Genomic DNA, 26743 nt, shown 5'->3' with positions numbered 1-26743 from the left:
TCAGACGGCTTCCGTCGGCGCGTACGCCCCCTGCGCGCACCGCCCTCGCCGTGCCGTACGGCGACCCGGACGACCCCTTGAGTACCCCAACGCCCCCATGCTAGAAAACGCTTACCACGCTGGCATTCCCGCACTGGCTCACTCTCCCCCGGAGCTTCGATGACAACTGCCTGGTCCCGTCGCGCCCTGCTGGCCACGGGCGGCGGTGCGGCGCTCGCCCTCGGCCTGCCGACCGCCGCGTCCGCCACCGGCTCCGCAGCCCTCCCCGCTTCCGCCGCCTCCACCACCGCCGCAGACGCCGCCGACGAGTTCGCCGCCCTGCGTGCCAAGTGGCGCGATCTGTACCTGGGAACCGGCTTCAGCCCGACCGCCGAGCCCTTCAAGTCCAAGCTCGCCGACCTCGGCGCCCAGGCAAGCGGTTTCCTTTCCACGATGGCCCCCGCGCGCGGCTCCCTCTGGCCGGACCTGGTCCATCTCGACCCCGAACCGGACACCGACACCGAGTCGTTCAACTTCTCCGCCAACATGAACACCGGCTACAACCGGCTGCGCACCATGGCGGAGGCGTACTCCCAGCCCGGCACCGGGGTCACCGGCGACATCGCTCTCAGGGACGCGGTCATCACCGGCCTCGACCACCTGTACGCCGACGTCTTCAACGAGTCGACCGCCCGTTACGGGAACTGGTGGAACTGGCAGATCGGCGCGCCCCAGGCCCTCATGGACACCTGCGTGCTGCTGTATGACGCCCTGTCGGACGCCCAGCGCGCCAACTACTGCAATGCGGTGGACAAGTTCCTGCCCGACTCCGCCGTCGGCTCGTACACCGGCACCAGCACCGGCGCCAACCGCGTCGACCTGTGCCGCGGCATGATCCTGCGCGGCATCGTCGGTGCCGACGCCGCCAAGGTCGCGCTCGCCGTCGACGCGCTCTCGCCGGTCTTCCCGTACGTCACGACCGGCGACGGCTTCTACCCGGACGGCTCGTTCGTCCAGCACACCTCCATCCCGTACATCGGCGGCTACGGCGCGGTCCTCAACGACGGTCTTGGCCGGCTGTTCGCCCTGCTGCGCGGTTCGACCTGGGAGATCACCGATCCGGGCAGCCGGCAGTTCCTCGACACCATCGACGCGGCCATCGCCCCGTTCATCTACGACGGTCTGATGATGGACAACGTCTCGGGCCGCGGCATCACCCGCGTCGGCGCCAGCGACCACACCCGTGCCCACGGCGTGATGGCCTCCATCGTGCTGCTCGGCATGGGCGCCGGCCCCGAGGAGAACGCCCGCTGGCGCGCCATGGTCAAGGGCTGGCTGCAGCGCGACTACTACGCCCCGGCGCTCAAGGCCGGGTCCCTGAGCCTGGTCAACACCGCCCGGCTGCAGACCCTGTTGGACGACACGACCGTCACCGCGTCGCCGGAGCCGGCCGCGCACCGGGTCTTCCACAACATGGACCGGGCCACCCACCGCCGACGCGGCTGGGGCGCCGGTCTGTCGATGGCCTCCGAGCGGATCGCCCACTACGAGTTCGGCAACGGGGAGAACAAGCGCGGCTGGCACACCGGCGCGGGCTGGCTCCAGTGGTGGGGCGACGGCGCGGGTCTCGAACAGTACTCGGACGCGTACTGGCCGACCGTCGACCCGTACCGGCTGCCCGGCATCACCGTCTCCCGGAAGAAGCTCGCCGACGGGCAGGGCGGCGCCTGGGCCAACCCGAAGCCGGGCACGAAGTGGGTCGGCGGCACCGGCGACGGCGAGTTCGGCACCACCGGCCAGCACCTCCAGGGCCTGGCGAGCACGATGCACGCCCGCAAGTCGTGGTTCTGGCTCGACGACTGCGTGGTCTGCCTCGGTTCCGGCATCACCTCCGCCGACGGCGCGGCCGTCGAGACGGTCGTCGACAACCGCTGCCTCGGCGCGAGCGGCACACAGCGGCTGCTGCTCGACGGCGTGGCCCAGCCCGCCACCCAGGGCTGGACCACCACCCGCACCACCACCTGGGCCCATCTCGACCGGCATGCCGGATACGTCTTCCCCGGCGGCACCGAACTGCACGCGCTGCGAGAGGAGCGCACCGGCGCCTGGAAGGACATCAACGACGGCGGCTCGGCCACGCCCAACACCCGCCGGTACGTGACCCTTTGGAAGGATCACGGCACCGATCCGGCGGACAGCTCCTACGCGTACATCCTGATGCCGGGCGCGAGCAGCAGGCGCACCGCCGACCGCGCCGCGGACACCGACTGGCTGCAGATCCTCGCCAATGACGCCGGGCGCACCGGCATCCGCGTTCCCTCCCTCGGCTTCACCGGCGTCAACTTCTGGGCGGCGGGCACGGCGGGCAAGGTCACGGCGAGTGCGCCGGTCTGCGTGCAGATCCACGAGAAGCGCGACGGCACCGCCACGATCAGTGTCTCCGACCCGTCCCGCACCGTCACCGGCCTCACCCTCACCTGGAAGCGGCCCGTCAAGTCCGTCCTGTCCAAGGCGGAGACGGTCACCGGCGTCCAGACCGGTTCGTCGGTGACCATGACCTTCGGCGACCTGAGCCGGAGCCGCGGCGCCACGCACACGGTGCGCGTCCGGGTGCGGTGACCACGGGCCTGATGCGGTGACCACGGGATGGCCCGGCGTGCCCTTCGGGGGCCGCCGGGCCATCCTGGGCTCCGGGGTTGCGGGCTCTGTGGCTCCGTGGCTCCGGGGCTGCGGTTGGCGCAGGGCTTCGGGGTTGCGGTTGCCGCAGCGGCAGCTTCTACCGTCCTGACCAGGGCCGGAGAGACCGGCCCGGTGAGGTGATCGTGAGGGGAGACGGCGATGGTCTGGCCTATCGCGGAAGTCGCCCGGATGTCCGGTGTGACGGCTCGGACGCTGCGGCACTACGACGAGATCGGCCTGCTGCCGCCCGCGGGGACCGGTTCCAACGGCCACCGCTGCTACGGGGAGGGCGAGCTGCTCCGGCTGCAGCAGATCCTCGTGCTGCGGGCGCTGGGTCTGGGTCTGCCCGAGATCGGGCGGATCCTGGCCTCGCAGGTCGATGAGGTGGAGGCGCTGCGCGGTCACCACCGCCGGCTCCTCGCCGAGCGCGACCGGATCGACGCGCTGGCCGGCACCGTCTCCCGCACGATCGCCGAACTGGAGGAATCCAGAAAGGACGGTGGCCCCATGACGGCGATCAACCGACCGGAGAATCTCTTCGAGGGCGTTCGGCCCGCCCAGATCCAGGAGAGCCTGCGCGACTTCCCGGAGCTGGCCGGGGACATCGACCGGCACACCTCGGCGATGAGCGAGGCGCAGATCGAGGCCGGACACCGCGAGCGCACGGCGCAGATGATCCGCCTGGCGGAGCTGCTGGCCGCCGGGGTGCCCGCCGACGCGGGTCAGGTGCAGGCCGAGATCGAGGCCCAGCACCGGGCCCTGACCGGGCTGCGCGCGGTCTCCGCCGAGGAGTACCGGGCGATCGGCCGCTCCTGTGTGGAGAACGAGCAGTGGCGCGCGGCGTACGAGGCGATCGCGCCGGGCCTGGCCGCGTACCAGCGGGACGCCATCGAGGCGTACGTGACGACCCGGCTGACGTAACGGCCGTGCTGACGTAACGACCCGGCCGGGCTGAACCGGATCGAGTGACAGGGGTGCCGCCGCGGACTACCGCGTTCCGGCCGCACCCCGTGTCGGGTTCACACGCTCAAGCTTGGTCCAGCCGGTCCAGCCTCGTTTCGTCAGCAATTCGATCAGCCGACGGGACGGCGGCAGGGTGTCGAACACATGCGTGTCCAGCAGTTGGGCGAACGGTGGCTCGATGTCGGTGTCGTCGACGTAGAACTCGCCCTGCTCGCTGGCCGTCTGCGTGATGTAGGCGGCCAGCTTGTCGGCCAGTTCGACCAGCCGTGGGTCGTCGTCGGTGCGGTCGAGAGCCTGGCTCAGGGTGAGATAGAAGTCGATGATCTGCGGGTCGGCGATCTGCTCCCGCTTGCGTGCCATCCACTCCGGGACGCGCTCGGGTGAGCGCGCGGCCAGCGGGATCCATCCGTCGCGTTCGACCTGGACGATCCGTTCGTCGACCCCGAGCGCCCGCAGCCGGTCGAGGAACTCGACCACCTCCTGGGGCAGTGCCAGGCTGTCCCCGGCGGCGAGGCGGGCGATCCGCTCGCGGTGTTGCTGCCGCTCCCGGATCTCCGCCCGCAGCCGCTCGTCGATATCTGCGACTGCCGCGGCGAACTCCTCCTCGTCGGCCTGCAGCAGCTCCCGTACGCGCGCCAGCGGGACCCCGGCCTCGGCGAGGGTCCGGATCCTGACCAACTCGACCACGGCGCCGGCGTCGTACCTCCGATAGCCGGAGTGGTCCCGCTCCGGCTCCGGCAGCAGCCCCTTGGCGTGATAGTGCCGCACCGCGCGCACCGTCACTCCGGCATACGACGCCAGCTCGCCGATGGTCAGCATCGGACCAGTCTCCTAGTTCGCGGCCCGGGTGCGGTAGAGACGCCGTGACCAGAGGTAGCCGACCAGCCCGATCACCACACACCAGCCGATGGCCCAGCGCACGTCCGAGCCATCCGGTGATCCGGCCAGCAGACCGCGGAAGGCGTTCATGACCGGCGTGAACGGTTGGTACTCGGCGAACCGTCCCAGCCCGGTCGGCATCGACTCGACCGGCACGAACCCGCTGCCCACGAACGGCAGCATGATGAAGATCATCGGCCAGTTGCTCGCGGTCTCAGGGTTTGGGCTGGCCAGCCCCAGCGCCACGGTGAACCAGGTCATCGCGAACGACAGCAGCGCGAGCAGACCGGCCAGGCCCAGCCACTGCATCGCCGAGGCGGCGGTCTCCAGACCGAGCAGGAACGCGACACCAAGGACCGTTCCGAGTGCCAGCGCGGTCTGGACCATCGCGCCGAGCACGTGGCCGGTGAGCACCGAGACCTTGGCGATGGCCATGGTCCGGAACCGGTCGATGATCCCGCCTGTCATGTCGGTGGCGACCGAGACCGCAGTGCTGATGGACACGCTCGCCACTGCCATCACCAGGATCCCGGGAGTGATGAACGTCAGGTAGTCGCCGCGGTCCCCCGCCGGGGCTCCGGGCAGACCGGCCCCCATGGTGCCGCCGAAGACGTACACGAACAGCAGCAGGAACAGCAGCGGCAGGCCGATCAGCATCAGCGTCTGCGACGGGTACCGGGCCATGTGCTTCAGGTTGCGGCGCAGCATGGTCGCCGAATCGCGGACGGCATACGTCGCGCTGTTCATGCCGGCACCTCCTCGGGAGACTCGACGGCGGTGGAGTGGTCGGTGAGAGCCAGGAACACGTCATCCAGGTCCGCGGTGTGCACCGCGAGCCCGGTGACCGCGTCGTCGTCGATCCCGGCCAACAGCCGTCGCAGCGTGGTGAGGCTGCCGTCGTACGGCAGGGTCAGGGTGAGCGCCGCGGTGTTCGGGTTCGCCTCGGGGAACCGGCGTGCCAGCTCGGCCAGCCGTTCACTGTCGGCGGCCTGAAGCTCGACATGACCGCCGGGGACCAGCCGCTTCAGCTCGGCCGCGGTGCCCTCGGCGACCAGCCGGCCTCCGTCGAGCACACCGATCCGGTCGGCGAGCTGGTCGGCTTCCTCCAGGTACTGGGTGGTGAGGAAGACGGTGACCCCGTCGGCCACCAGCTCCCGCACGATCCCCCACAGGTCACGGCGGCTGCGTGGGTCGAGGCCGGTGGTGGGCTCGTCGAGAAAGATGAGCCGTGGCCCGGCCACCAGGGTCATCGCCAGGTCCAGACGCCGCTTCATACCGCCGGAGTACGTCACCGCGCGCCGGTCGGCGGCATCAGCCAGGTGGAACCGCTCCAGCAGTCGCTCCACCACGCTCCCCGCATGGCGCCGGTCGAGGTGACCGAGGTCGGCCATCAGCCGCAGATTCTCCCGCCCGGTCAGTAACTCGTCCACGGCGGAGAACTGCCCGGTCACTCCGATCGACGCACGCACCTGGTCGGCCTCGCGGCGTATGTCGTACCCGGCGACCCGGGCCTCACCGGCGTCCGCGGGAAGCAACGTGGACAGGATCCGGACCGTGGTGGTCTTGCCGGCCCCGTTGGGCCCGAGCAGGGCGTAGACGGTGCCTGCGGGGACGGCCAGGTCGACTCCGGCGACCACCTCGTGGTCGCCGTACGACTTGCGCAGCCCGGCGACCTCGATCGCACTGGTTCTCGTCGTCATGCCCACCATGCTGAGAGGTTGCCCCTGCGTCAGGGTCAACTGTTGCGGCTGCACGGCCTCGCACACTCGGGACATCGGCCTCTGCCTCACACCGGCCACGGTCGGCTGTCGTACGAGCGCGCCGAGTACCTGGTGAGAATGCCGCCACGAAGCACGCCCCTGTGGTCAATTCCTCAGCCCGGAAAGGACCGTTCCCGCGGCGGCACCCTTGCCACTTCCCCCGGCTCACTCGGCGGCGACGCCCGGCCCGCGCCGGAGGGCGGCGTCGAGCAGGGTCACCAGTTGCCCGACCCGTTCCTGTGCCTGCTGCCGGTCGTGCGCGCCGGTCATGAGCAGGTGGTGGACGGTCCCGACCAGGGCGAGGGCCGCGGCGGCGGTGTCGGCCCGTTCCGCGATCCGGCCGCCCCGCCGTTCCGCGTCCAGGTAGTCGGTGATCGCGTCCTGGACCGTGTCGAAGCCCGGCGCACCGCCCGCCAGGGCCTCGCGGATGTGCGAGGAAGCCTCGGGGCGGGTGAGCGCCAGCCCGGCGACGGTGGGACCGGCCGAGGACAGCAGCGCGAGAGCGGTGCCGTGAAGGTTCTCCGCGACGGTGCCCTGCCCCACCCGCCCCCGGAGCTCCTCGGCGTGCCGGGCCACCCGCGCGAACCGGTCCAGGACCAACTCCGCGACGAACTGGTCCAGTCCGCGGAAGTGGGCGTGCAGAAGGCCCTTCGCGCAGCCCGCCTCGCCGGTGATCGCCCTGCTCGTCAGGGCGCCCGGCCCGTCCCGCTCCAGCACCCGCTCCGCAGCGGCGAACAGCCGCTCGCGAACGTCCGGAGTCGTCACACCACGCGGTGACACGGCGTCCCTCCCTCTCAGCCCGTTTACAGTATGGGCGATTGCCCATACCTTGAATGGGCGCCCGCCCATACTAGTTGCTCCGACCTCCGCGGGCGCCTGAATCCAGGGGGAGAGATCCGCATGCGCCACATCGCCAACAAGGACCAGGACCAGGCATGGAACGGTTACGAGGGGAGCTACTGGGCCGCCAACCAGGACCGCTGGGACGGGGTGAACGGAGGGTTCGACGAGCCCCTGCTCGCCGCCGCGGCCATCACCGGACGGGACCGTGTCCTCGACATCGGCTGCGGTGCGGGGCGCCCCACCCGGCTCGCCGCGCGACGGGCGAGCGGCGGGCAGGCGCTGGGCCTGGATCTGTCGGCCCCGATGCTGGCCCGTGCGCGGGAGTCCGCGCGGCGCGAGGGGATCGGCAATGTCGCGTTCGAGCAGGCGGACGTCCAGGTCCATCCGTTCGGGCCCGCGCTCTTCGACGTCGCGATCAGCCGCTTCGGGGTGATGTTCTTCGCCGATCCCGTCGCCGCCTTCGCCAACATCGGGCGGGCGCTGCGCCCCGGCGGCCGTATCGCCTTCGTCTGCACCGCGCGGGCCGACCGGAACGAGTGGCTCCAGGCCATCCGGGGGCTGGACGGCCTCCTGCCCGTCGGCGGGCTGGGCGCCCCGGGCCCCGGCATGTTCTCGCTGGCGGACCCGGAGGCCGTGCGTGACGTACTGTCCCGCGCCGGGTACGAGGCCATCGCCTCGACGCCGGTCGAGGCGTACGGGACCTGGGGCCGGGACGCCGCCGACGCCGCCGCCTTCCTGCTGGGCTCCGGCCCCGGCCGGCACCTGATGAGCCGGGCCGGGGAGGACGACCGGGATCGGGCCCGGCGGCGGCTCGTCGACCTCCTGCGGTCCCACGAGCAGGAAGGCGCACTCCAGCTGCGCAGTGCCGCCCGGCTGGTCACCGCGCGACGGCCCGGGTGAAACGAGGGGCGGCGTCCGCCGCCGGGGCGGACACCCACCCCCGGCAGCGGGCGCCGCCCGGCCGCAGTCGTCGAGGAACACCCGCCCCTTTTCAGGCCGCGGCCTTTTCCGGCCGTTCGCCCCTGCCGTCGCCCGCACCCTCACCCGCGTCCCCGGCGGCGGGTGCGGTGCGCAGGGTCAGCAGGGCGGCGAGACCGCCGACCACCGCGAGGGCCGCGGCGCCGAGGAAGGCGGCGGAGAAGCCGTTGGTGAGCGCCACCGGGTTCCCCTGCTCGCCGGCGCCGTGCGCGGCGGCCAGTGCCGTCATGGCGGCGAGACCCAGCGCGGAGCCGACCTGGTAGCTGGTGTTGACGATCCCCGAGGCGAGACCGCCCTCCTCCGGACGGGCGCTGGAGAGCGCGGTGCCGAGCGACGGTATGAACGCCAGCGACATGCCCACCGCCGAGAGCAGGGAGGCGGGCAGCACGTCGACGAGGAAGTTCCCGTCCGAGCGGGCGAGCGAGAGCCAGAACATGCCCGCCCCGAGCGCGAACAGCCCCAGGACGATGAGGGGCTTGGGCCCGAACCGGGAGATCAGCCGCGGCGCCAGGACGATCATCATGATCATGATGGCGACGGTCATCGGCAGCAGCGCGGAACCGGAGGCGAAGGCGCCCAGCCCCAGGACCTGCTGGAGGTAGAGGTTGAGGAAGAACCACATGGGGATCCACGCGGCGGCCATGAGCAGCTGGGCGATGTTGGCACCGGCCAGGTTGGGCGCCCGCCAGATGCCCAGCCGCATCAGCGGTTCGCGCCGCTTGGCCTGGATCGCGACGAACGCGGCGATCAGGGCCGCACCGGCCAGGAGGACCAGCCAGGTCTCGGCCGAACCCCAACCGGTCTCGGGAGCACGGACGACGGCGTAGACGGCGGCGGCGAGACCCGCCGTGACGGTGACCGCGCCGGCCAGGTCGATCGAGCCGCGCCGCCCCGCCCCCGAAGGCATGACGGCGGGCGTGGCGATCAGGACGACGAGGGCGACGGGGATGTTGATGTAGAACACCCAGGGCCAGCTGGCGTACTGGGTGATGACCCCGCCGAGGAAGACTCCGGCGGTGCCGCCGGCCGGGGCGGCCGCGCCGTACAGCGCGAAGGCCTTCCCCAGCTCCTGGGGCCGCGAGCCGAACAGGGTCATCAGCAGGGTGAGGGCGGACGGCGCGATCAGCGCGGCACCCACACCCTGCAGGGCCCGCCCCGTCAGCTCGATCCAGACCTCACCCGCGAGGCCCGCGGTCAGGGACCCCGCGGCGAGGACGACCCATCCGGCGCTGAACAGGCGCCTGGCGCCGAGCAGGTCCGACAGCCGCCCGCCGAGCAGCAGCAGCCCGCCGAAGGCGACGACATAGGCGTTGAACACCCACGACAGGTTCTCCTGGGAGAACCCCAGGTCGGCCTGCATCTCGGGCAGGGCCACGCCGATGATCGACGTATCCATGATGACGATGAACTGAGCCAGGGCGATCAGCGCGAGCGCGGACCATCTCCGCGAATCGGTTGACGCGTTGGGTGATGCCGACACGGCCATTGCAAGCACTCCTATACGGGAGGGGGGTATCTACGCATGGCGAATATACCCCCTAGGGGTATCCATGACCAGTGCCCGGCGACACGGGGCGGCCGACAGACTCCACCCGGAGCCGGATGCCCCGCCGAACCTCCGCCCGATAACTTGAGCAAGGCAGTTGACAGACCGTCAGGTATCCCGTCAACCAGATGCACCGCATACCGAAAAGGGCAAAAATGACAAAGATGTATCGCGCCGTGGAGTTCTCGGAGTACGGAGATCCCGAGGTCTTACGCGTGGTGGACCGCGAGGTGCCCCGCCCGGGTCCCGGGCAGGTACTGGTGGAGGTCCGCGCCGCCGGGGTGAATCCGCTGGACTGGCAGCTGCGCAGCGGGGCCGTCGCGGAGATGATGCCGGTGGAGTTCCCCTCGGTGCCCGGCGGCGATGTCGCCGGTATCGTCGCGGAGGCCGGTGCGGACGTGACCGGCTTCGCCGTGGGCGACGAGGTCTTCGGCTCGATCGGCTCCGGCGGCTACGCCGAGTTCGCACTCGCGCCCGCGGCGCAGCTCGCACGGAAGCCCGAAGGCGTGCCCTGGGAGGTCGCGGCCGGGCTGCCGGTGGCCGTCAACACGGCGTACCAGGTGCTCACGGACCTCGGGCTGAAGTCCGGGGAGACCGTGGTCGTGGACGGGGCCGCCGGTGGCGTCGGGTCCGTGGCCGTGCAGCTCGCCAGGCATCTCGGCGCGACCGTGATCGGTACGGCGAGCGAGCGCAACCACGCGTACCTGCGCTCACTCGGCGCCGAGCCCGTGACGTACGGCGAGGGGTTCGCCGAGCGGGTCCGCGCCGTCGCCGCGAAGGGCGTGGACGCGGCGTTCGACGCCGCCGGGAAGGGCTCGCTGCCGGCCCTCGTCGAACTCGCCGGCGGCCCGGACCGCGTGGTCACCATCGCCGATCACCGGGCGGCGGAGCACGGCGTGCGTTTCGCGTTCGCCGGCCCCGACGCGATCCGTGAGCGCCTTGAGCAGGCTGCCGCGCTGGTCGTGAGCGGCGGACTCACCCTCTCCGTGGCGAGGACGTACCCCCTGTCCCGGGCCGCCGACGCCCACCGGGAGAGCGCGGGCGGCCATGTACGCGGCAAGCTGATCATCACGCCGAACTGACGGAAGGAGCCGCCCCACCGGCAGGCTGCGGCCATCACGCCTATCGTTAAAGGATGATTAAAACCGAGCATGAGACCGGTCCCCAAGGGGCGCTTGTCTGCCCGGTCTGCAAGCAGCCCGTGACCGCGGTTGTGAAGAGACGGCACAAGAGTCTCGGAATCTTCGTACCCGTGTGGCGCCCCGGCCCCTGCCACAACCCCGAATGCCCCGAATACCTGGAGTCCCCGGCCCCGGAGGCCCCGGCGGCCCCGACCCCGGCCCCGGCCCCGGCCCCGGCCCCGGCCCCGGAGCAACCCGACCACCAGGACACCTGACACGGCCGAGTCCGGTGAGTCGCCCGCCTCCCGGCGTGCGGCTCATCGGGCGCGCCCCGAATCCGGCAGTACGCGCTCCTCCGCCACGTCGAAGCCCTCCGCGAATCCACGGAAGCCGCTTGCCCCGCTTGCCCCTACGGCCTTTTCGAACGGGTGAGCGCAAGATCCTTGAAGGCCACCGAACCACCTTCGACGGTCAAGGTGACCTTGTCCGACACCTTCTTCTTCTCGTTCGTGCCGTCCACCCACTCCCAGTCGCCCTCCACCCATGCATCATTCAAGCCCTCGCACCATTTCGGACGACCCGCTTGCTCCGTGGGGAAAACATAGAATCGGACACCGCTCTCCAGGATGGAGAATTGCTTCATACGGGCCGAACAATTCGCTTCCCCGAACTCAAGCCGAGATTCATCCTCTGTACGGGTCGGAACACGCAAGGTAACCACCGCCTCCCGCTCCTCGCCGGGCAACTTCGCCTTGGCCGTCCATAGTCCCGTGAAGTCGGAGGGCAACTCCTTGGGGTCTTCCGGTTCGCCGGTTCCGAGGGAGCCGTTGGCGGACATCAAGAAGACGATCAAACAGATCGGGACCCCGATGGCCAGAATGAAAAGAATGGCCCGGAAGATCGGGGGGTTGGGGTTGGGCCGCCAACTTCCGCTCACTCGCCCGGACGGCGATACGCTCCCCCTGAACTCGTAATCGTGCAACGTCGCCGCCTTCAGTCGACTGGTCCGGGTCCCGACGCTCGACGCCCTGCCCGTCGGGCTGCCGGCACGCCATCTCGTCTCGCATCGCCGACCCTTATGGGCAGAACCCAAGGTTCTTCGGACACTTGAGGTCACGGATCGTATTGAGTAACCGACGAGCACACTCGGACCGGTTTCGGCTGCGGCCTAAACCCTGAGGTCGCAGGCGCTGGTCAGCAGTTCAGCAACTGCTGGCCGCGCGGCGTCAGCATGTGCACAACGCGACTGCCCACGCGGCGGCTGTCGACCAGGCCGGCCGACCTGAGGATCTTTACATGCACACTCACTGCGGCACCGGAGACGGCCAGCCGAGCCGCGAGGCCTCCAGTGGTGTGCGTGGTCTTGAGCGCCATGAGCACGCGCGCCCGATTGCGTCCGAGCAGGTCCTCGAGCGCGTCGCTGTGGTGCTGAGGGCTCACCGGCGAGGTGTGGTGATTGACGGGATACACCACGACTGGGGGCAGGTTCGGGTCCACGATCGCCACCGGGTTCGTGTGACAGAAGAAGGACGGGATGAGGCGGAGGCCGCGCCCCTGCAGGTGAATGCTGTGATCCATCGGATACGGAGCGGACAGTACGGGATCGGACCAGGTGAAGGGCCTGATGGCACCCAGCAGAGCCCCCACCCCCTCCTCAAGAGCATTGAGCATGCGCACCCGGTCCACCTCCACCGTTGCCTCGACCTGGCTCCAATCGGGTTTGATCAGGCGGGTGTGGAACCTTTGGACAGCTCCGGCCAGATCCTCCAGGGTTCCGCGGTCACCGGCGGCGAGTCGATGAGTCCACGCAGGCAGGGTGCGCCGACGGGCGGCGTACTTCAGTTCCCTGGCCATCCGGTGTCCAGGCGTCGAGCGCAACGCCTCCAGGCCCGATTCCATGCCGTCGGCCGCCTCGAGCGGGGTCAGGAAGTCGGGGAAGTACGAAGCATCCGCTGGAGCCAGGGCGTTGAGCATGCCACACGCCGAACGCAGCTCGGAGTCGGCCAGTTGACGCCGAGCGCAGGTCCGCCAGACCTGAAGTCGTTCCGGTAGCGCGGAAACAGGTGTGGACAGCACGTGCAGCGCGAGCACCGCCTCCCACATCGGGTCCGGCGACTTCATCAGCTGCACACGACGAAAATCCAGGTCTGCGAAGTGGATGCGTAAGACTCCGACCATGGACCAAGGCTAAGGGCTGTCCCGTAATCCCTGGTGGATCAGCGTGCGGCGTCAGACGCGGTGCATCGCAAGGCGGAGGGACGCCCGAATACTGGATGTATTCGGGCGTTCCGACAACGCGGCGAGGTGCCGTGGCTGTCGTCGCACGCCCACCAGGGATTACGGGACAGCCCTTAGCTCCGCTGAGGGTCCGACCAGTTGGGCCGGCACAAACACCCGAGTTCATCTCTCCGGCCGCGAGCCGTTGCAGGAGATTCGGCGTGCCAATCCCGCAGCCGCCTGTACGCGCTCACGGCGAGTGTCCCCGATCCGACGGAAGAGGGCCCCTGACCAGAAAATTCACTGATCGGGGACCCTTGTGGCAGACGAGTCGGGCTGTACGCCGGGTTCTGTCACCCGGTCGCCTCGCGGCGGCCGGGGAGACGGCCATCCATCTAGGACCGGCATTGCTGCCGGCCTCGTGCGGTCTACCCGCGAACTCGGGCGGGCCGCCCTCGATCATTCGCGCAGGGCCGTCTCGCGACGGCCCCTCTTGACCTTGCTCCGGGTGGGGTTTACCTAGCCGCCTGAGTCACCTCAGGCGCTGGTGGTCTCTTACACCACCGTTTCACCCTTACCGAGGACCGAGGTCCCCGGCGGTCTGTTTTCTGTGGCACTGTCCCGCGGGTCACCCCGGGTGGCCGTTAGCCATCACCCTGCCCTGTGGAGCCCGGACGTTCCTCGGGGAGATCCGAGGATCCCCACGCGGCCGTCCGCCCGGCTCGTCTGCCGTGCCGACCATGCTACCCGTCCGCCGGGGACCGCCGACCGGGCCCGGGTTCAGTTGAGTTCCCCGGTCTCCAGATCGAAGGCGAACGGCGGCGGGAGCGTGAGCCGCTTGCCGAACGGGATCGTGCAGTGCTGACGGTAGTCGTCGCCCTCCGGGTCGCTGAACAGCGTCAGCGAGGACTGCTCACGGTCCACCAGGAGGTAGAGCGGGATGGGTCCGCGGGCGTAGCAGTGACGCCTGTCGGTACGGTCCGCCCGGGGCTTGGTCGAGGTGACCTCTACGACGAGCGCCACCCCCTCGCACGGCATCCAGGGGTCGGCTCCCCGGTACAGACGCAGTTCGGTGGGGGCGAAGGTGCCATCGGGAACGACGTGGTTCTTGGGACTGCGGCCGCCACTCGTCAGCTTCAGCCCTTTGTTCCCGGAAAAGTCCATATCGGTCCGGGCCAGCCTGATCACCTGCTTCATGATCAGGTTGATGGAGTCCTCGTGGTCCCCGTCCGGCGGCGGTATCACGACGATTTCCCCCTCGATCAGCTCGGCCCGGAAGCCCTCCGGCGTATCCAGCGCCAGGAAGCCCTCCAGCAGGACGTCCGCCTGCGTGAGCGGCTCGTGCGGCATGGCAGTCATGTCACGCCGCTTCCTCGGTCGCTCGCCAGATCGGGACATCGATGTACCCGCCGTCCGTGAGATGGGAGTAGGTCTTTCGATCGTGGCACAGGCGGGTCCGGAGTTGTCGGATACGGAGGGGTGCGCGGCGAGCGCTTGACCCTGCCGCAGCGTCAAGGTTTCTACTGGAGCCATGCGCATCGGAGAGATAGCCGCGCTCGTCGGGGTCACCTCGCGGGCGGTCCGGCACTACCACCACATCGGGCTGCTTCCCGAGCCCGTGCGCCGGGCCAACGGCTACCGCGTCTACAGCGTGCGGGACGCCGTGGTGCTGGCCCGGATCCGGCGGCTCACCGAGCTCGGGCTCGGGCTGGACGAGGTGCGGGACGTGCTCGCCGATGCGGAGGGGCACGAGCTCATGGAGGTACTGGCCGGGCTGGACGCGGATCTGGCCCGGCAGGAGGGCGAGATCCGGGAGCGGCGGCGTCGGCTGGCCCGGCTGCTGGACGGGCCGGTCTCCGCCGAGGAGCCCGTGTCGCCGGCCCTCGCCGAGCTGCTGGGTACGGTCCCGACGACCGGCTCCCCCATGGCCGCCAAGGACCGCGAGCATCTCGTGCTGCTGGACACCACGGGCGTCGGCAGCGAGATCTACGCCGCGTTGGCGCCGCTGGCCGAGGAACCGGCCGTGCACGCTCTGTACGAGCGGCTGGACGCGCTGGCCGGGGCGGCCGTGGACGATGCCCGGATTCCCCCGCTCGCCGCCGAACTGGCGGCCGCCGTGCCGGACGGGGTACTGGCGGCGATCCCCTCGGAGGGGCCGGTCATGACGGGGTTCGGCGAGGCGCTGCTCGACGACTTCGCGCCCGCGCAGGCCGAGGTGGTACGCCGGGTGATGGCGGCCCTGGCGGAGCGCGTGGCGAAGAGGGGTGTGGGATGAGGGTGCGTACGCTTGTCGGGCATGGGTCGGACGACGGTGACCGTGGAGCCGGCCGGTCCGGTGGAGTTCGTGCGGCCTGTGGGGTAGCGGGGGCTCGCGCGGGCGGTCCGGTTCCACGCGGATGGTCCGGGGGCCGCCGTGGCCGCGCTCACGCGGGGGCGAAGAGCACCTTCGACGAACCAGGATCCGCCCGGTCCAGCCTGACCCGCAGCCGCTCCCCCAGCGGGAGCTTCGCGTCGCCGCTCTCGATCCGGGCGACGACGGCCGGTTCCTCGATGTGGACGGTGCCGGTGGTTGGTTCCTGTTCCGAGACGTCGACCACGTACGCGTCGAAGACCTCGCCGATCCGGTCCTTGAGCAGCGCGGCCTCGACCAGGTCGACGCACTCGCGCTCGACGGTGTTGGCGCGCCTGGTTCCGTCCGCCATCTCCTTCGGCAGGCCGGGCAGCGCGGCACGGACCCATTCGGGCGGGTCCTGTTCCGCGACGGCGGCGAGGCACAGCTCGGCGGCGTAACGGTCGACGAGGCGGCGCAGCGGGGCGGTGCAGTGCGTGTAGAGGTCGGCGACGGCGGCGTGGACGGCGGGGGTGGGGAGTTCGCCGTGCTCGAAGACGGTGTAGCCGGCGCCGCGCAGGAGGGTGGTGCACTCCTGGAGGAACGCGGCGTGGCCGGCCTTCCTCGGGTCCAGGGAGCGGACGACCTGGGCGTACGGGACGTGGTGCGGCCAGTCGATGTGGAGCGCCTCGGCGGAGCGGCGGAGCCGGGCCACGGCGCCGTCCGGGGCGACCGGGAGGGTGCGCAGGATGCCGGTTCCGGTCTCGGCCATGAGGTGGGCGGCGGCCATGCCGGTCAGCAGGGAGATCTGGGCGTTCCAGCCGTCCGCGGGCAGCGGGGCGCGGTATTCGAGACCGTAGCCGCCGTCGCGCTCGACGATCTCCTGCTCGGGCACGTTGAGGGAGATGCCGCCGCGGGCGACCTCCTGCTCCTCGCGGAGCCGTCCGATGTCGCGGAGCAGGGCCACGGACTCCTCGGCGGTGCCGGTGTCGATCTGCCGCTGAACGCCCGTGTAGTCGAGCTTGGCGCGGCTGCGGACGAGGGCCCGGCGCACCGAGGTGGCGACGACCGCGCCCTCGGTGTCGAGGTCGATCCGCCAGAGCGCGGCGGGGCGGGTCCGTCCCGGCAGAAGGCTGGCGGCGCCCTCGGAGAGCAGTGCGGGGTGGAGCGGCACCTTGCCGTCGGGGAAGTAGAGGGTCGTCACCCGGCGGTGGGCCTCGGTGTCGAGTGCTCCGCCGGGGCGTACGAAGGCCGCGACGTCGGCGATGGCATAGTGCACCCGGTAGCCGTGTCGGCGGCGTTCGAGGTGCATGGCCTGGTCGAGGTCGGTCGAGGTGGTCGGGTCGATGGTGAGGAGCGGCAGGTCCGTCGCGTCCTCGTGGGCCGATACCGCCGGGTCCTTCGCCGCCTGTACCGCTTCGGCGAGGACCTCGGCCGGGAAGTCGTCGGGAAGGCCGAGCTCGGTGCGCAGTTTGCGCAGGGACGCCCCCAGCGGGGTGTCGGCCGGCCCGGTCATACGGAGATGGCGGCGGGGCATGGACCGAGCGTATGGCGGGGCGGGGCGAGCGGCATCCCGGGTGACGGACCGGCCGGTCCCGGGCTGCGGCCGGGGCGGCTCCGCCGTCCCCGTACGCTGGCGCGGGGGGGGCTGGTCCCGTCGCCCCGACCGTGCGTACGAAGGAGAACCGCCGTGCTCGTGCTGTTGCCGCCCTCCGAAGGAAAGGCCGCCTCGGGGCGCGGTGCTCCGCTGAAGCCGGAGTCGCTGTCTCTGCCGGGTCTGGCCCAGGCGCGGGCGGCGGTGCTCGACGAGTTGGTCGAGCTGTGCACGGCGGACGAGGAGAAGGCCCGTGAGGTGCTCGGGCTGAGCGAAGGGCTGCGCGGCGAGATCGCGAAGAACGTGGAGCTCCGGACGGCCGGGACGCGTCCGGCCGGGGAGATCTACACGGGCGTGCTGTACGACGCGCTGGACCTGGCCTCCCTGGACGCGGCGGCCAAGCGGCGGGCCGGGAAGTCGCTGCTGGTCTTCTCCGGGCTGTGGGGCGCCGTGCGGGTGGGCGACCGGATTCCGACGTACCGCTGCTCGATGGGCGTGAAGCTGCCGGGCCTGGGCGCGCTCGGGGCGTACTGGCGCGACCCGATGGCGCGGGTGATGCCGGAGGCCGCCGGGGACGGGCTCGTCCTGGACCTGCGGTCCTCGGCCTACACCGCGGCCTGGAAGCCGAAGGGCGAGGTGGCGGAGCGCACGGCGAGCGTGCGGGTGCTGCACTCCCAGCTGGTGGACGGGGTCGAGAAGCGGTCGGTGGTCAGCCACTTCAACAAGGCGACGAAGGGGCGGATGGTCCGCGATCTGCTGGTCTCCGGTGCGCGGCCGAAGGGGCCCGCGGAGCTGGTGGAGACGTTGCGCGGGCTCGGGTACGTGGTGGAGGCCGAGGCTCCGGCGCGGGCCGGGCGGGCGTGGTCGCTCGATGTCGTGGTGACGGAGATTCACTGAGCCACCGACCGCCTGCGAGTGGGCCACCGATCCCGCGTATTGCATCATGCGCAACGCTCGTTGCGTACGATGCTACTGTCGCGCAAGATGAGCGTATGACCTCCTCTGTGCTGGACCTTGCCCCCGTCGTGCCCGTAGTCGTCCTGGAGGACGCCGCCGACGCGGTGCCGCTCGCACGGGCCCTGGTCGCGGGCGGGCTCCCGGCCATCGAGGTGACCCTGCGCACCGCCGCGGCGCTGGACGCAATCAGGGCGATCGCGGCCGAGGTGCCGGACGCGGTGGTCGGGGCCGGCACGGTGATCTCCGTACGGAATGTCACCGACACCGTCGCCGCGGGGGCCCGGTTCCTGGTCAGCCCCGGCTGGACGGACCGGCTGCTGGACGCGATGAAGGCGTCGGGGGTGCCGTTCCTGCCGGGTGTCTCCACGACGTCCGAGGTGGTCGCACTGCTGGAGCGCGGGGTCACCGAGATGAAGTTCTTCCCGGCCGAGGCCGCCGGCGGCACGGCGTATCTGAAGGCGCTCTCCGCGCCGCTGCCGCAGGCCCGGTTCTGCCCGACCGGCGGCATCTCGCTCGCCTCCGCGCCGTCGTATCTGGCGCTGCCCAATGTCGGCTGTGTGGGCGGCAGTTGGATGGTTCCGGCGGACGCTGTCGCGGCGAAGGACTGGGCGCGGGTGGAGCGGCTGGCGGGCGAGGCAGCGGCGCTGCGCAGCTGATTTCCCCTCCCCGTCCCTTCCCGGAACCGGGGCTCCGCCCCGGACCCCGGTGGGTGTGGGCGAGGATGCGGGGCGACCCTCTGCGGCCCCCGCGCGGGAGCCGCCGCTCACCACCTCACCCCGAATACAACGTGTCGTTCAGCACCCGAACTGTCACGTTCCCATCCACGTACTACCCCACCGCCGAGCCCGGGACCAAGGCCGAGCGACGTTCGCCCGCCCCCGCCCCCGCCTCACCTCAAGTGCGATGTGTCGTTCAGCAGTCGGACCGACGCGTTGCCGTCCGCGTAGTACGCCACCGCCGAGACCGAGGCCGCCGAGAGTTCCATCCGGAACATGGCCTCCGGCGGGGCGCCGAGTGCCAGTCGGATCAGGGTCTTGATCGGGGTCACATGCGTGACCAGGAGGACCGTGCGGCCCGCGTAGCGGGTGGTGAGTCGGTCGCGGGTGGCCGACACTCGGCGGGTGACCTCGGCGAAGCTCTCGCCGCCGCCGGTGGGGGCCGCCTTCGCGGAACCCAGCCAGGCGTCCAGGTCGGGGCCGTAGCGCTCACGTACCTCGGCGAAGGTCAGGCCCTCCCACGCGCCGAAGTCCGTCTCGCGCAGGCCCTCCTCGATCCGGACCTCCAGACCCAGCCGGGCGGCCACCGCGGCCGCCGTTTCGCGGCAGCGGCGCAGCGGGGAGCTGACGATCTCCTCGACCGTGCCGCGGGCGGCCAGGGACCGGGCGATGCACTCGGCCTGGTGACGGCCGGCCGCCGAGAGCTCGGGATCGCTGCCGCCGCTGCCCGAGAACCGCTTCTCGGGGGTGAGGGCGGTCTCGCCGTGCCGGAGCAGTACGAAGGTGGCGGGCGTCCCCAGATCGGGTGCCGCGGCCCAGCCGACCTGAGGTGCCGACGGGGAGGCCGCGGCCGGCCGGGAGGCCAGGGCCGCGCGGGCCTTCGCCGCGCCCGCCGCCGCGTCACCGGGCGGGCCGGAGACCGGCGGCAGCGCGGAGGCCACCGAGGGCCGGGGGGTGTCGAGGGCGGCCGTCGACGCCGACGGCTCCCACTGCTTGCCGCGCTTGCCCGCGTCCATCGCCTCGTTGGCGAGCCGGTCGGCGTGCTTGTTCTTCTCGCGCGGGATCCACTCGTACGTGACGGCGGAGGCCGGCAGGATCCTGGCGGCCTCCGCCGCGAGCGGCTTCATGTCGGGGTGCTTGATCTTCCAGCGGCCCGACATCTGTTCCACGACCAGCTTGGAGTCCATCCGGACCCGCACCTGGACCGCGCCGTCCGCCGAGGCGTCCGGCACCAGCGCCTTCGCCGCCTTCAGGCCCGCGATGAGGCCCTTGTACTCGGCGACGTTGTTCGTCGCGACACCGATGTACTCGGCGGCCTCGGCGAGGGTCTCCCCCGTCACCGGATCGATGACGACCGCTCCGTAACCGGCGGGCCCGGGGTTGCCCCGGGATCCGCCGTCGGCCTCGATGACGAACTGGCGCGGCTGGGTCATTACAGGCCCGACTCCGCCGTACGGACCAGGATGCGGTGGCAGTTCTCGCAGCGCAGGACGGTGTCCGGGGAGGCCGCCTTCACGTCGTTGACCTCGGTGATGTTCAGTTCGAGGCGGCAGCCCTCGCAGCGGCGCTGGTAGAGGCGGGCGGCGCCGACCCCGCCCTGCTGGGCGCGGAGCTTGTCGTACAGCTTCATCAGGTCCGCGGGGACGGAACCGGCGACGACCTCGCGCTCCTTGGTGACCGTCGCGGCCTCCTCGTCGAGCTCCTTGGTCGCGGCGTCGCGGCGGGCGGTCGCGTCGTCGGCCTTGGCCTGGACGGCTGAGACCCGGTCGGACAGCTCGGTGACGCGCTCCTGGGCGGACTCGCGGCGCTCCATCACTTCGAGGACGACATCCTCCAGGTCGCCCTGGCGCTTGGCCAGCGAGGTGATCTCGCGCTGGAGGCTCTCCAGGTCCTTCGGCGAGGTGACCGCGCCGGAGTCGAGACGCTGCTGGTCGCGGGCGGCGCGCTGGCGCACCTGGTCGACGTCCTGCTCGGCCTTGGTCTGCTCGCGGGCGGTGTCGCTCTCCTCGGTCTGCGAGGCGACCAGCAGGTCACGCAGTTGCGCGAGGTCGTTGGTGAGCGAATCGATCTCGGCGTGCTCGGGCAGCGACTTGCGCCGGTGCGCGAGCTGCGACAGGCGTACGTCGAGGGCCTGGACGTCGAGGAGTCGGATCTGGTCGGCGGGCGCGGCGTTCAGTTGGGGGCTCCAGAAGAGTGGTGGGTGGTGGTGGTCCAGGGGTCGGTGACCTGCTTCGAGACGTGGACCCGCAGGTCCCATCCGTGGCGGTCGGAAATCGCGTCGAGCTGTGCCGCGGCCTGTTCGCACCAGGGCCATTCGGTGGCCCAGTGGGCGGCATCGATCAGACCGAGCGGGGAGTGCTGGACGGCTTCGGAGGCCGGGTGGTGGCGCAGGTCGGCGGTGAGGAAGGCGTCGACCCCCGCTGCGCGCACCGCGTCGAAGAGGCCGTCGCCGGATCCGCCGCTCACCGCGACGGTGCGCACCATTGCCGCCGGGTCGCCGGCGAGCCGTATGCCCTGCGCGGTGGCGGGCAGCCGGGCGGCCGCGCGGGCGGAGAAGTCGGCCAGGGTCTCGGGGTGGTCGAGCACGCAGATCCGGCCGAGGCCGCGCCGCCCCTTGGGGTCGGACGGGTCCGGTACGAGGGGGCCTTCGACGCGCAGGTCGAGCGCACCGGCCAGGGCGTCGGAGACGCCCGGGTCGGCGGTGTCGGCGTTGGTGTGGGCGACGTGCAGCGCGATGTCGTGCTTGATGAGGGTGTGCACGACCCGGCCCTTGAAGGTGTCGGCGGCGACCGTCGTCGTACCCCGCAGATAGAGCGGGTGGTGGGTGACGATCAGCTGGGCACCGAGCCGGATCGCCTCGTCGGCGATCGTGTGGACGGGGTCGACGGCGAAGAGCACGCGGTCGACGGGGGTGTCCGGGTCTCCGCAGACGGTGCCGACCGCGTCCCAGCTTTCGGCCCGCTCGGGCGGCCAGAGAGCATCGAGCTCGGCGAGGACATCAGACAGACGGGGCACAAGCAAAGGCTACCTGCCCTCCGTGCCCCGTCGCCCATGGCTGTGGCGGTCCGTGCGGACCGCCACATACTGCTCGGTAACGGTTACTTCACGAGGTCGGCACGGAGGTCGTCGAGGACCAGGTTCGCGGCCGTGACACCGAGGCCGAGGTACCAGGTCTCGTCGGAGACGTTCTTGGCCCGGCCCTCCTTGACGGCCTTGAGGTTCTTCCACAGCGGGTTGGCCTGGGTGGTGTCGCGCTTGGTGGCCTTCACGTCGCCGTAGACACCGGTGAAGATCCAGTCGGCGTCGGCCTCGTCGATCTTCTCCGGGCTGATCTCCGCGGCGAGGTCGTCGATCTGCTGGTTCTTGGGCCGCGGCAGACCGACGTCCTCGAGGATGGTGCCGATGAAGGACGCCTTGGCGTAGAGGCGGATGCGGTCCGGCAGGTAACGGACCATGGAGATGGTCGGCTTGTCGGGGCCGATGTCCTCGCCGAGCTTCTCGGCCTTCGCCTCGTAGGCGCCGAGCTCGCTCTTCGCCTTGGCCGTCTTGTCCAGCGCGGCGGCGTTGAGGAGGTAGTTCTCCTTCCAGGTGAAGCCCGGACGGATGGAGAACACGGTCGGCGCGATCTTGGAGAGCGCGTCGTACTTGTCGGCGGCGCGCAGCTGGCTGCCGAGGATCAGGTCGGGCTTCAGGCCGGCGATCGCCTCAAGGTTGAGGTTGTTGATCGTGCCGACGTTCTTCGGGTTGCCCGCGTCCTTCTTCAGGTACGAGGGGATGGCCGCGTCGCCCTCGGAGGGGGCGTAGCCGACCGGCTTCACACCCAGCGAGACGACGTTGTCGAACTCGCCGACGTCCAGCACGACGACGCGCTTGGGGGCGGACTTGATCTCCGTCTTGCCCATGGCGTGCGTGAGGGTCCGGGGGAACTCGCCGGCCTTGGCGTCCGTCCCGTACTCCGCCGTCTTCTTCGCGGCGTCACCGAAGTCCTTGCCGCCCGTGGCGACGGCCGCCTTCTTGTCGCCGCCGTCCGACTTGGCCGAGCCGCCCGACTCTCCGTCGTCGCTCCCGCAGGCCGAGAGGGAAAGGGCGGCGGCCACCACCAGGCCAACTGCGGCGGTGCCGCGGCGACGAAGGGACATCACTTGCTCCAGTTGTAAGGGACAAACGGGTATTTCTTAGGGCTGCCTTACCTTACCCATCTGCCTCAGGCGCAGCACAGCCACCCCCTCCCCTTCAGGCGAATCCGGGCATCACCACCCTTATGTGTGAAGAGACGGGTCTCGTGTTGTTCGGCAGGAAGTGCGAAAACTAGCTTCGGTTGCCGGAGGTGACCAGCCCATGACTGTCTGTGCAATCGAGAACGGGACCGCGGAGGCGACCGGGGCCACCGGAGACGCCGAGGTCCCCGGGGAAACGGTCCTGGAGGACAGCGCGCCGGACTGCCCGCCGGACGGGGCCGGCGGGCCCGGCGGCGCGCCCCTCGAAGCGGCCCCCGACGCGCTGCCCGCCGCGCCGGCGTTCACGATCTCCGCGGACGGTTCGTACGCGGCCCGGCTCGCGCTCGCGAAAGTGGCGGCGGATCCGCCCGGCGGGGCCGGTGGCGCCGACGGGGCGGGCGAGGCGTGGTTCGTGGAGCGCTGGACGCTCGACGGGCCCGAGCCGTACGCCGTGCCGCTCCCCCTCGACCAGCCGGAGGAGCCGGACTCCGAGGTGCTGCCACTGGCCGACGGGCGGGTGCTGATCCGGCGCCGGGTCGCGGACCGGCACACGGTGTCGCTGCTCTATCCCACCGGCCCCGGGACCGGTGAACTCCCGCTCGGCACCGTCGAATCCGCGGAGCTGACCCTGCTGCCGCCCTCGCCGGACGGCGTGAGCGCGTACGCGCTGTCGGCCGGTGCGCGCGCCACCTCCGTCTGGCTGGTGGCGGGCGGCGCGTTCGGCCCCGAGCTGGTCGCGGAGGTTCCGGGGCGCTGCTCCGGCGGCGTCTGGCTGGACCGGGCGGGCCGGATGCTGGCCCTGGACCGGGAGATGCCGGGCGGCGGCCCGGTCAAGGCGGTCGCCGTGGACCTGGAGCGGGGCGGCGAGGTAACGCCTCTGCTGCAGATCGCACCGGAAAGCAATGACCGGCTGCTGCTCGCCGACCCGGACAGCGGGCTGCTGCTGATCCGCTCGGACGCGCCGGGGCACGAACGGCTGGGGTGGGGGGTGCTCGGCAGCTGCCTGCCGGTGCGCTTCCCGGAGTGTCTGCGCCCGGCCGATGTGGCGATTACACCGTTCGCCGTGCAGCCGGGCCAGATGCTGATGCCGGAGAGCTGCGCGGTGGCGCTGCGGATCGACGGTGCGGCGGGCAGCTGGGTCGGGGTGTGGCGCCCGGCCGGGCGCCGGCTGCACCAACTCGTCGCCCCCGGGGGATGGCAGGCCGGCCACGGGGTGTGGTCCCGGGACGGTGTGCTCGGACTTCCGTACGCCGACGGGGACGTGGCGTGCGGGGTGGCCCTGCTGGAGGCTCCGGCGGACGACGGACGCGGGGTGTGGCCGTCGTCGGCGACCGGCGCGGGAAGCGGTATGCAACCGTCCGCCGGCGTCGCGCCTCTACCCGTGTGCAAGCCGGTTCCACTGGGGCAGGCGGCTCTCACGGGGCGCCTGGTGCCTGGTTAAGATCTGGGGCCCGGGCTACGCAGCCGTGCCCGACGGTCGCCGACGGTGACCGTGCCGGGTGCGGCCGGCGTGATCGGCCCTGGTGACACACATATCTGAGCGATCGCAACGGGGTGACTTCCCACATGTCTGAAGCCCGAACCGACCCGACCCAGACGCGTCCGGCCGACGCCGACCGGGCCGAAGCCGGCGGCTCCGGAAAACACCGAGGGGGTGAGTCGATGGACGACGCGTCCGCACAGCCGCACGGTCGCCATCGCCGCCCCGCCGAGGGGGACAGCCGGGCGGCCTGACCGCGCGGAACATCGACGAGGAGGACGAGGGACGGGTGGGCCCCGGCAGCCGCTTGGCTGCCGGGGCCCACCCGTCCCCCCGTTTCGCGGTCGTCAGCCCCGCTTCAGGCCGAGCACCTCCGCCGCGGCGAAGGTCTCGTTCGGCGGGCGGTCCTCGTAGTACGGCGAGATCAGCTCGTCCAGTTCGTCGAAGGAGAACGTCTCCTTCGAGGAGTCGAACTTCGCCGCCACCCTGGGGCGTTCGACGATCGCGACCATCCCGCCGTGCACCACGAGCAGCTGCCCGTTGACCTTGGCGGCGGCCGGGGAGGCCAGATAGCCGACCAGCGGCGCGACATGCTCTGGGGCGAGCGCGTCGAGCCGGCCGTCCGTCGGTTCCTGGAAGCCCGCGAAGACGTCCTCGGTCATCCGGGTGCGGGCCCGCGGGCAGATGGCGTTGGCGGTGACGCCGTACCTGGCCAGGGCCAGGGCCGTGGAGGTGGTGAGGCCGACGATGCCGCCCTTGGCCGCGGCGTAGTTCGGCTGGCCCGCCGAACCGGCCAGGAACGCCTCGGACGAGGTGTTGATGATCCGTCCGTGGACCGGGCCGCCGGACTCCTTGGAGCGGGTGCGCCAGTGCGCGGCGGCGAAGTGCATGGTGTTGAAGTGGCCCTTGAGGTGGACCCTGATGACCGAGTCCCACTCGTCCTCGGTCATCGAGAAGATCATCCGGTCGCGCAGGATGCCCGCGTTGTTGACCAGGATGTCGAGCTTTCCGTAGGTGTCGACGGCCAGCTCCACCAGGGCACGGGCCTGTTCGTGGTCGGAGACGTCGCCGAGGTGCGCGACGGCCCGGCCGCCCGCGGCCCGGATCTCCTCGGCGACCTCCTCGGCGGGCGTCGCGGACGCCTCGCCGGAGCCGTCGCGGCCCGGCTGCCCGTAGTCGTTGACGACCACGGACGCGCCCAGCCCCGCCAGTTCCAGCGCTTCGGCGCGTCCGAGGCCGCGGCCCGCGCCGGTGACGATCGCGGACATGCCGTCCAGGGGAAGTGACATCGGAATCTCTCCAGTCCTCTCGGGAGGGGGCGGGGCGGTGGTCAGAGCTCGACGCAGGTACGCAGCGACTCGCCGGTCCGCATCTGGTCGAGTGCGTCGTTGATCCCGTCGAGCCGCACCCGGTGGGTGATCATCGATTCGAGGTCGATCCGGCCGGCCCGCCAGAGCGCGATGGCCCGTTCGTACGAGCGGAGCACGTCGCCGCCCCCGTACATGGAGGGCAGGATCCGCTTCTCGTCGAAGAACAGCTCGAACATGTTGACCTGGAAGTTGTCGTCCATCGCGCCCGCGCCGACGACGCACAGGGTGCCGCCGCGCCGGGTGTTCTCGTACGCCGTGCGTGCGGTGGCCGACTTGCCGACGACCTCGAAGACGTAGTCGAAGCCCTCGCCCGCGGTGATCCGCTGCTTGGCGTCGACGAACTCGTCGGGCGACACCGCCTCGGTCGCGCCGAACCGCAGCGCCGCCTCGCGCCGCGAGGCGACCGGGTCCACGGCCACGATCTGGGCGGCGCCCTGCACCCTGGCACCCTGGATGGTGGAGATCCCGACGCCGCCGCAGCCGATCACGGCGACCGACGAACCGGCCTCCACCTTCGCGGTGTTGATGGCGGCGCCGAGCCCGGTGGTCACCCCGCAGCCGATCAGCGCGGCGATCTCGAACGGCACGTCGTCCGGGATCGGCACCGCGCAGCCCGCGCCGACGACGACCTCCTCGGTGAAGGTGCCGGTGCCCGCGAAGCCGAACACGTCGCCGCCCGGGCGCTTGAAGTTGGGGGTGCCCGCGTTCATGAAGCCGGCCAGGCAGAGCTGGGTCTGGCCGCGCTTGCAGGACGGACACGCCCCGCAGGCGGGCAGCCAGCAGACCAGTACCCGGTCCCCGGCGCTCAGCCCGGTGACGCCGTCGCCGACGTCCATGACCTCGCCGGCGCCCTCGTGGCCCGGGATGAACGGGGCGGGCTGCGGCAGCACGCCGCTCATCGCGGAGACGTCGGAGTGGCACAGCCCGGTGGCCCGGATGCGGAGCCTGACCTTGCCGGGGCCGAAGCCCACCGCCTCGACGTCGTCGAGTACTTCGAGTTTCTCCTGGCCTATCTCGTGCAGTACGGCTGCGCGCATTGGTGCGGCTCCCCTCATGGGCGTGTGGAACTGGGCCTGCGGAACCGGGCCTGTGGAACGTGGGCCTGCGGTCCTCGT

Annotated in this window: 24 protein-coding genes and 1 other RNA gene; 9 read left to right on the top strand and 16 right to left on the bottom strand. The window is 71.3% G+C overall.

Annotated features, from left to right (window positions below; translation table 11 throughout):
• Positions 1–159: 159 nt before the first annotated feature.
• Both ACFYY7_RS02640 and ACFYY7_RS02635 read left to right on the top strand, forming a co-directional pair.
• Positions 160–2598: a polysaccharide lyase 8 family protein gene (locus ACFYY7_RS02640; protein ID WP_388656076.1), complete on the top strand. Its 2439-nt coding sequence runs from the start codon at positions 160–162 to the stop codon at positions 2596–2598.
• Between the two features lie 219 nt (positions 2599–2817).
• Positions 2818–3579 carry a MerR family transcriptional regulator gene (locus tag ACFYY7_RS02635; protein ID WP_388656073.1) on the top strand — a complete coding sequence of 254 codons (762 nt, stop codon included), beginning with the start codon at positions 2818–2820 and terminating at the stop codon, positions 3577–3579.
• Positions 3580–3645: 66 nt separating this feature from the next.
• Here the strand turns inward: ACFYY7_RS02635 and ACFYY7_RS02630 are convergent, their stop codons facing one another.
• From ACFYY7_RS02630 to ACFYY7_RS02615, 4 genes are all read right to left on the bottom strand, one after another.
• The gene (locus tag ACFYY7_RS02630) at positions 3646–4440 is read right to left on the bottom strand and encodes a MerR family transcriptional regulator (protein ID WP_388656070.1); all 795 of its coding nucleotides are present in this window, start codon (positions 4438–4440) and stop codon (positions 3646–3648) included.
• Positions 4441–4452: 12 nt separating this feature from the next.
• On the bottom strand, positions 4453–5247 hold the full coding sequence (locus ACFYY7_RS02625; protein WP_388656067.1) for an ABC transporter permease: 795 nt from the start codon (positions 5245–5247) through the stop codon (positions 4453–4455).
• On the bottom strand, positions 5244–6200 hold the full coding sequence (locus ACFYY7_RS02620) for an ABC transporter ATP-binding protein (RefSeq protein WP_388656065.1): 957 nt from the start codon (positions 6198–6200) through the stop codon (positions 5244–5246). Before ACFYY7_RS02620 ends, ACFYY7_RS02625 begins: the two co-directional genes overlap by 4 nt.
• Before the next feature lie 225 nt (positions 6201–6425).
• Positions 6426–7040 (bottom strand): TetR/AcrR family transcriptional regulator, encoded by a 615-nt coding sequence (locus tag ACFYY7_RS02615; protein ID WP_388656062.1) that lies wholly within the window; start codon positions 7038–7040, stop codon positions 6426–6428.
• Positions 7041–7160: 120 nt separating this feature from the next.
• Here ACFYY7_RS02615 and ACFYY7_RS02610 point away from each other — a divergent pair, with 120 nt between their 5' ends.
• The gene (locus ACFYY7_RS02610) at positions 7161–8003 is read left to right on the top strand and encodes a class I SAM-dependent methyltransferase (protein WP_388656059.1); all 843 of its coding nucleotides are present in this window, start codon (positions 7161–7163) and stop codon (positions 8001–8003) included.
• Between the two features lie 91 nt (positions 8004–8094).
• Here the strand turns inward: ACFYY7_RS02610 and ACFYY7_RS02605 are convergent, their stop codons facing one another.
• Entirely contained in the window at positions 8095–9567 is a 1473-nt protein-coding gene (locus tag ACFYY7_RS02605; protein WP_388656056.1) for an MFS transporter, read from the bottom strand.
• A 224-nt stretch (positions 9568–9791) separates the two neighbouring features.
• Here ACFYY7_RS02605 and ACFYY7_RS02600 point away from each other — a divergent pair, with 224 nt between their 5' ends.
• On the top strand, positions 9792–10709 hold the full coding sequence (locus tag ACFYY7_RS02600; protein WP_388657094.1) for an NADP-dependent oxidoreductase: 918 nt from the start codon (positions 9792–9794) through the stop codon (positions 10707–10709).
• Between the two features lie 448 nt (positions 10710–11157).
• On the opposite strand, the gene ACFYY7_RS02595 is transcribed toward ACFYY7_RS02600, so the two are convergent.
• From ACFYY7_RS02595 to ACFYY7_RS02580, 4 genes are all read right to left on the bottom strand, one after another.
• The gene (locus ACFYY7_RS02595; RefSeq protein ID WP_388656053.1) at positions 11158–11730 is read right to left on the bottom strand and encodes a hypothetical protein; all 573 of its coding nucleotides are present in this window, start codon (positions 11728–11730) and stop codon (positions 11158–11160) included.
• Positions 11731–11942: 212 nt separating this feature from the next.
• A complete protein-coding gene (locus tag ACFYY7_RS02590; RefSeq protein WP_388656050.1) occupies positions 11943–12926 on the bottom strand; it encodes an ArsR/SmtB family transcription factor in 984 nt (327 codons plus the stop codon).
• A 362-nt stretch (positions 12927–13288) separates the two neighbouring features.
• Positions 13289–13690: RNase P RNA component class A (gene rnpB / locus ACFYY7_RS02585), an RNA gene on the bottom strand.
• 55 nt (positions 13691–13745) lie between these two features.
• Complete coding sequence (locus ACFYY7_RS02580; protein WP_388657092.1) at positions 13746–14315, bottom strand: Uma2 family endonuclease; 570 nt, start codon at positions 14313–14315, stop codon at positions 13746–13748.
• Between the two features lie 181 nt (positions 14316–14496).
• Between ACFYY7_RS02580 and ACFYY7_RS02575 the strand changes: the two genes are divergently transcribed.
• Positions 14497–15240 (top strand): MerR family transcriptional regulator, encoded by a 744-nt coding sequence (locus ACFYY7_RS02575; RefSeq protein WP_388656047.1) that lies wholly within the window; start codon positions 14497–14499, stop codon positions 15238–15240.
• Between the two features lie 148 nt (positions 15241–15388).
• Here ACFYY7_RS02575 and ACFYY7_RS02570 read toward each other — a convergent pair whose 3' ends face one another.
• Positions 15389–16831, bottom strand: a complete 1443-nt coding sequence (locus ACFYY7_RS02570) for an RNB domain-containing ribonuclease (protein WP_388656044.1) — start codon at positions 16829–16831, stop codon at positions 15389–15391.
• Between the two features lie 153 nt (positions 16832–16984).
• Here ACFYY7_RS02570 and yaaA point away from each other — a divergent pair, with 153 nt between their 5' ends.
• A complete protein-coding gene (gene yaaA, locus ACFYY7_RS02565; RefSeq protein ID WP_388656041.1) occupies positions 16985–17785 on the top strand; it encodes a peroxide stress protein YaaA in 801 nt (266 codons plus the stop codon).
• Positions 17786–17880: 95 nt separating this feature from the next.
• Positions 17881–18501: a bifunctional 4-hydroxy-2-oxoglutarate aldolase/2-dehydro-3-deoxy-phosphogluconate aldolase gene (gene eda / locus ACFYY7_RS02560; protein WP_388656038.1), complete on the top strand. Its 621-nt coding sequence runs from the start codon at positions 17881–17883 to the stop codon at positions 18499–18501.
• Between the two features lie 233 nt (positions 18502–18734).
• Here eda and ACFYY7_RS02555 read toward each other — a convergent pair whose 3' ends face one another.
• The 4 genes from ACFYY7_RS02555 to ACFYY7_RS02540 all read right to left on the bottom strand — a co-directional run bounded on the left by ACFYY7_RS02555 (position 18735) and on the right by ACFYY7_RS02540 (position 22700).
• Entirely contained in the window at positions 18735–19994 is a 1260-nt protein-coding gene (locus ACFYY7_RS02555; protein ID WP_388656035.1) for a bifunctional RNase H/acid phosphatase, read from the bottom strand.
• Positions 19994–20737 (bottom strand): zinc ribbon domain-containing protein, encoded by a 744-nt coding sequence (locus ACFYY7_RS02550; RefSeq protein ID WP_266737377.1) that lies wholly within the window; start codon positions 20735–20737, stop codon positions 19994–19996. The genes ACFYY7_RS02555 and ACFYY7_RS02550 overlap by 1 nt, the downstream gene beginning before the upstream one ends.
• Positions 20734–21576 (bottom strand): Nif3-like dinuclear metal center hexameric protein, encoded by an 843-nt coding sequence (locus ACFYY7_RS02545; RefSeq protein ID WP_388656032.1) that lies wholly within the window; start codon positions 21574–21576, stop codon positions 20734–20736. Before ACFYY7_RS02545 ends, ACFYY7_RS02550 begins: the two co-directional genes overlap by 4 nt.
• Positions 21577–21659: 83 nt before the next feature.
• Entirely contained in the window at positions 21660–22700 is a 1041-nt protein-coding gene (locus ACFYY7_RS02540) for an ABC transporter substrate-binding protein (RefSeq protein WP_388656029.1), read from the bottom strand.
• Between the two features lie 199 nt (positions 22701–22899).
• Between ACFYY7_RS02540 and ACFYY7_RS02535 the strand changes: the two genes are divergently transcribed.
• A complete protein-coding gene (locus ACFYY7_RS02535; RefSeq protein WP_388656026.1) occupies positions 22900–24219 on the top strand; it encodes a hypothetical protein in 1320 nt (439 codons plus the stop codon).
• A gap of 125 nt (positions 24220–24344) precedes the next feature.
• A complete protein-coding gene (locus tag ACFYY7_RS02530; RefSeq protein WP_388656023.1) occupies positions 24345–24512 on the top strand; it encodes a hypothetical protein in 168 nt (55 codons plus the stop codon).
• A 93-nt stretch (positions 24513–24605) separates the two neighbouring features.
• Here the strand turns inward: ACFYY7_RS02530 and ACFYY7_RS02525 are convergent, their stop codons facing one another.
• Both ACFYY7_RS02525 and ACFYY7_RS02520 read right to left on the bottom strand, forming a co-directional pair.
• Positions 24606–25547, bottom strand: coding sequence for a 3-oxoacyl-ACP reductase (locus tag ACFYY7_RS02525; RefSeq protein WP_388656020.1), 942 nt, complete (start codon positions 25545–25547; stop codon positions 24606–24608).
• Between the two features lie 41 nt (positions 25548–25588).
• A complete protein-coding gene (locus ACFYY7_RS02520) occupies positions 25589–26665 on the bottom strand; it encodes a Zn-dependent alcohol dehydrogenase (RefSeq protein WP_388656017.1) in 1077 nt (358 codons plus the stop codon).
• Between the last annotated feature and the right edge of the window lie 78 nt (positions 26666–26743).

Source organism: Streptomyces sp. NPDC001933, assembly GCF_042890955.1.
In the GTDB taxonomy this organism is placed as follows: Bacteria; Actinomycetota; Actinomycetes; order Streptomycetales; family Streptomycetaceae; genus Streptomyces.
This window is presented reverse-complemented; position numbering and strand designations above follow the sequence as displayed.

Bases quoted from the DNA above. Each gene is read 5' to 3' on its own strand.
- ACFYY7_RS02640 (WP_388656076.1), top strand. From the start codon at position 160: ATGACAACTGCCTGGTCCCGTCGCGCCCTGCTGGCCACGGGCGGCGGT.
- ACFYY7_RS02635 (WP_388656073.1), top strand. From the start codon at position 2,818: ATGGTCTGGCCTATCGCGGAAGTCGCCCGGATGTCCGGTGTGACGGCT.
- ACFYY7_RS02630 (WP_388656070.1), bottom strand. From the start codon at position 4,440: ATGCTGACCATCGGCGAGCTGGCGTCGTATGCCGGAGTGACGGTGCGC.
- ACFYY7_RS02625 (WP_388656067.1), bottom strand. From the start codon at position 5,247: ATGAACAGCGCGACGTATGCCGTCCGCGATTCGGCGACCATGCTGCGC.
- ACFYY7_RS02620 (WP_388656065.1), bottom strand. From the start codon at position 6,200: ATGACGACGAGAACCAGTGCGATCGAGGTCGCCGGGCTGCGCAAGTCG.
- ACFYY7_RS02610 (WP_388656059.1), top strand. From the start codon at position 7,161: ATGCGCCACATCGCCAACAAGGACCAGGACCAGGCATGGAACGGTTAC.
- ACFYY7_RS02605 (WP_388656056.1), bottom strand. From the start codon at position 9,567: ATGGCCGTGTCGGCATCACCCAACGCGTCAACCGATTCGCGGAGATGG.
- ACFYY7_RS02600 (WP_388657094.1), top strand. From the start codon at position 9,792: ATGTATCGCGCCGTGGAGTTCTCGGAGTACGGAGATCCCGAGGTCTTA.
- ACFYY7_RS02590 (WP_388656050.1), bottom strand. From the start codon at position 12,926: ATGGTCGGAGTCTTACGCATCCACTTCGCAGACCTGGATTTTCGTCGT.
- ACFYY7_RS02580 (WP_388657092.1), bottom strand. From the start codon at position 14,315: ATGCCGCACGAGCCGCTCACGCAGGCGGACGTCCTGCTGGAGGGCTTC.
- ACFYY7_RS02575 (WP_388656047.1), top strand. From the start codon at position 14,497: ATGCGCATCGGAGAGATAGCCGCGCTCGTCGGGGTCACCTCGCGGGCG.
- ACFYY7_RS02570 (WP_388656044.1), bottom strand. From the start codon at position 16,831: ATGCCCCGCCGCCATCTCCGTATGACCGGGCCGGCCGACACCCCGCTG.
- eda (WP_388656038.1), top strand. From the start codon at position 17,881: ATGACCTCCTCTGTGCTGGACCTTGCCCCCGTCGTGCCCGTAGTCGTC.
- ACFYY7_RS02555 (WP_388656035.1), bottom strand. From the start codon at position 19,994: ATGACCCAGCCGCGCCAGTTCGTCATCGAGGCCGACGGCGGATCCCGG.
- ACFYY7_RS02540 (WP_388656029.1), bottom strand. From the start codon at position 22,700: ATGTCCCTTCGTCGCCGCGGCACCGCCGCAGTTGGCCTGGTGGTGGCC.
- ACFYY7_RS02535 (WP_388656026.1), top strand. From the start codon at position 22,900: ATGACTGTCTGTGCAATCGAGAACGGGACCGCGGAGGCGACCGGGGCC.
- ACFYY7_RS02530 (WP_388656023.1), top strand. From the start codon at position 24,345: ATGTCTGAAGCCCGAACCGACCCGACCCAGACGCGTCCGGCCGACGCC.
- ACFYY7_RS02525 (WP_388656020.1), bottom strand. From the start codon at position 25,547: ATGTCACTTCCCCTGGACGGCATGTCCGCGATCGTCACCGGCGCGGGC.
- ACFYY7_RS02520 (WP_388656017.1), bottom strand. From the start codon at position 26,665: ATGCGCGCAGCCGTACTGCACGAGATAGGCCAGGAGAAACTCGAAGTA.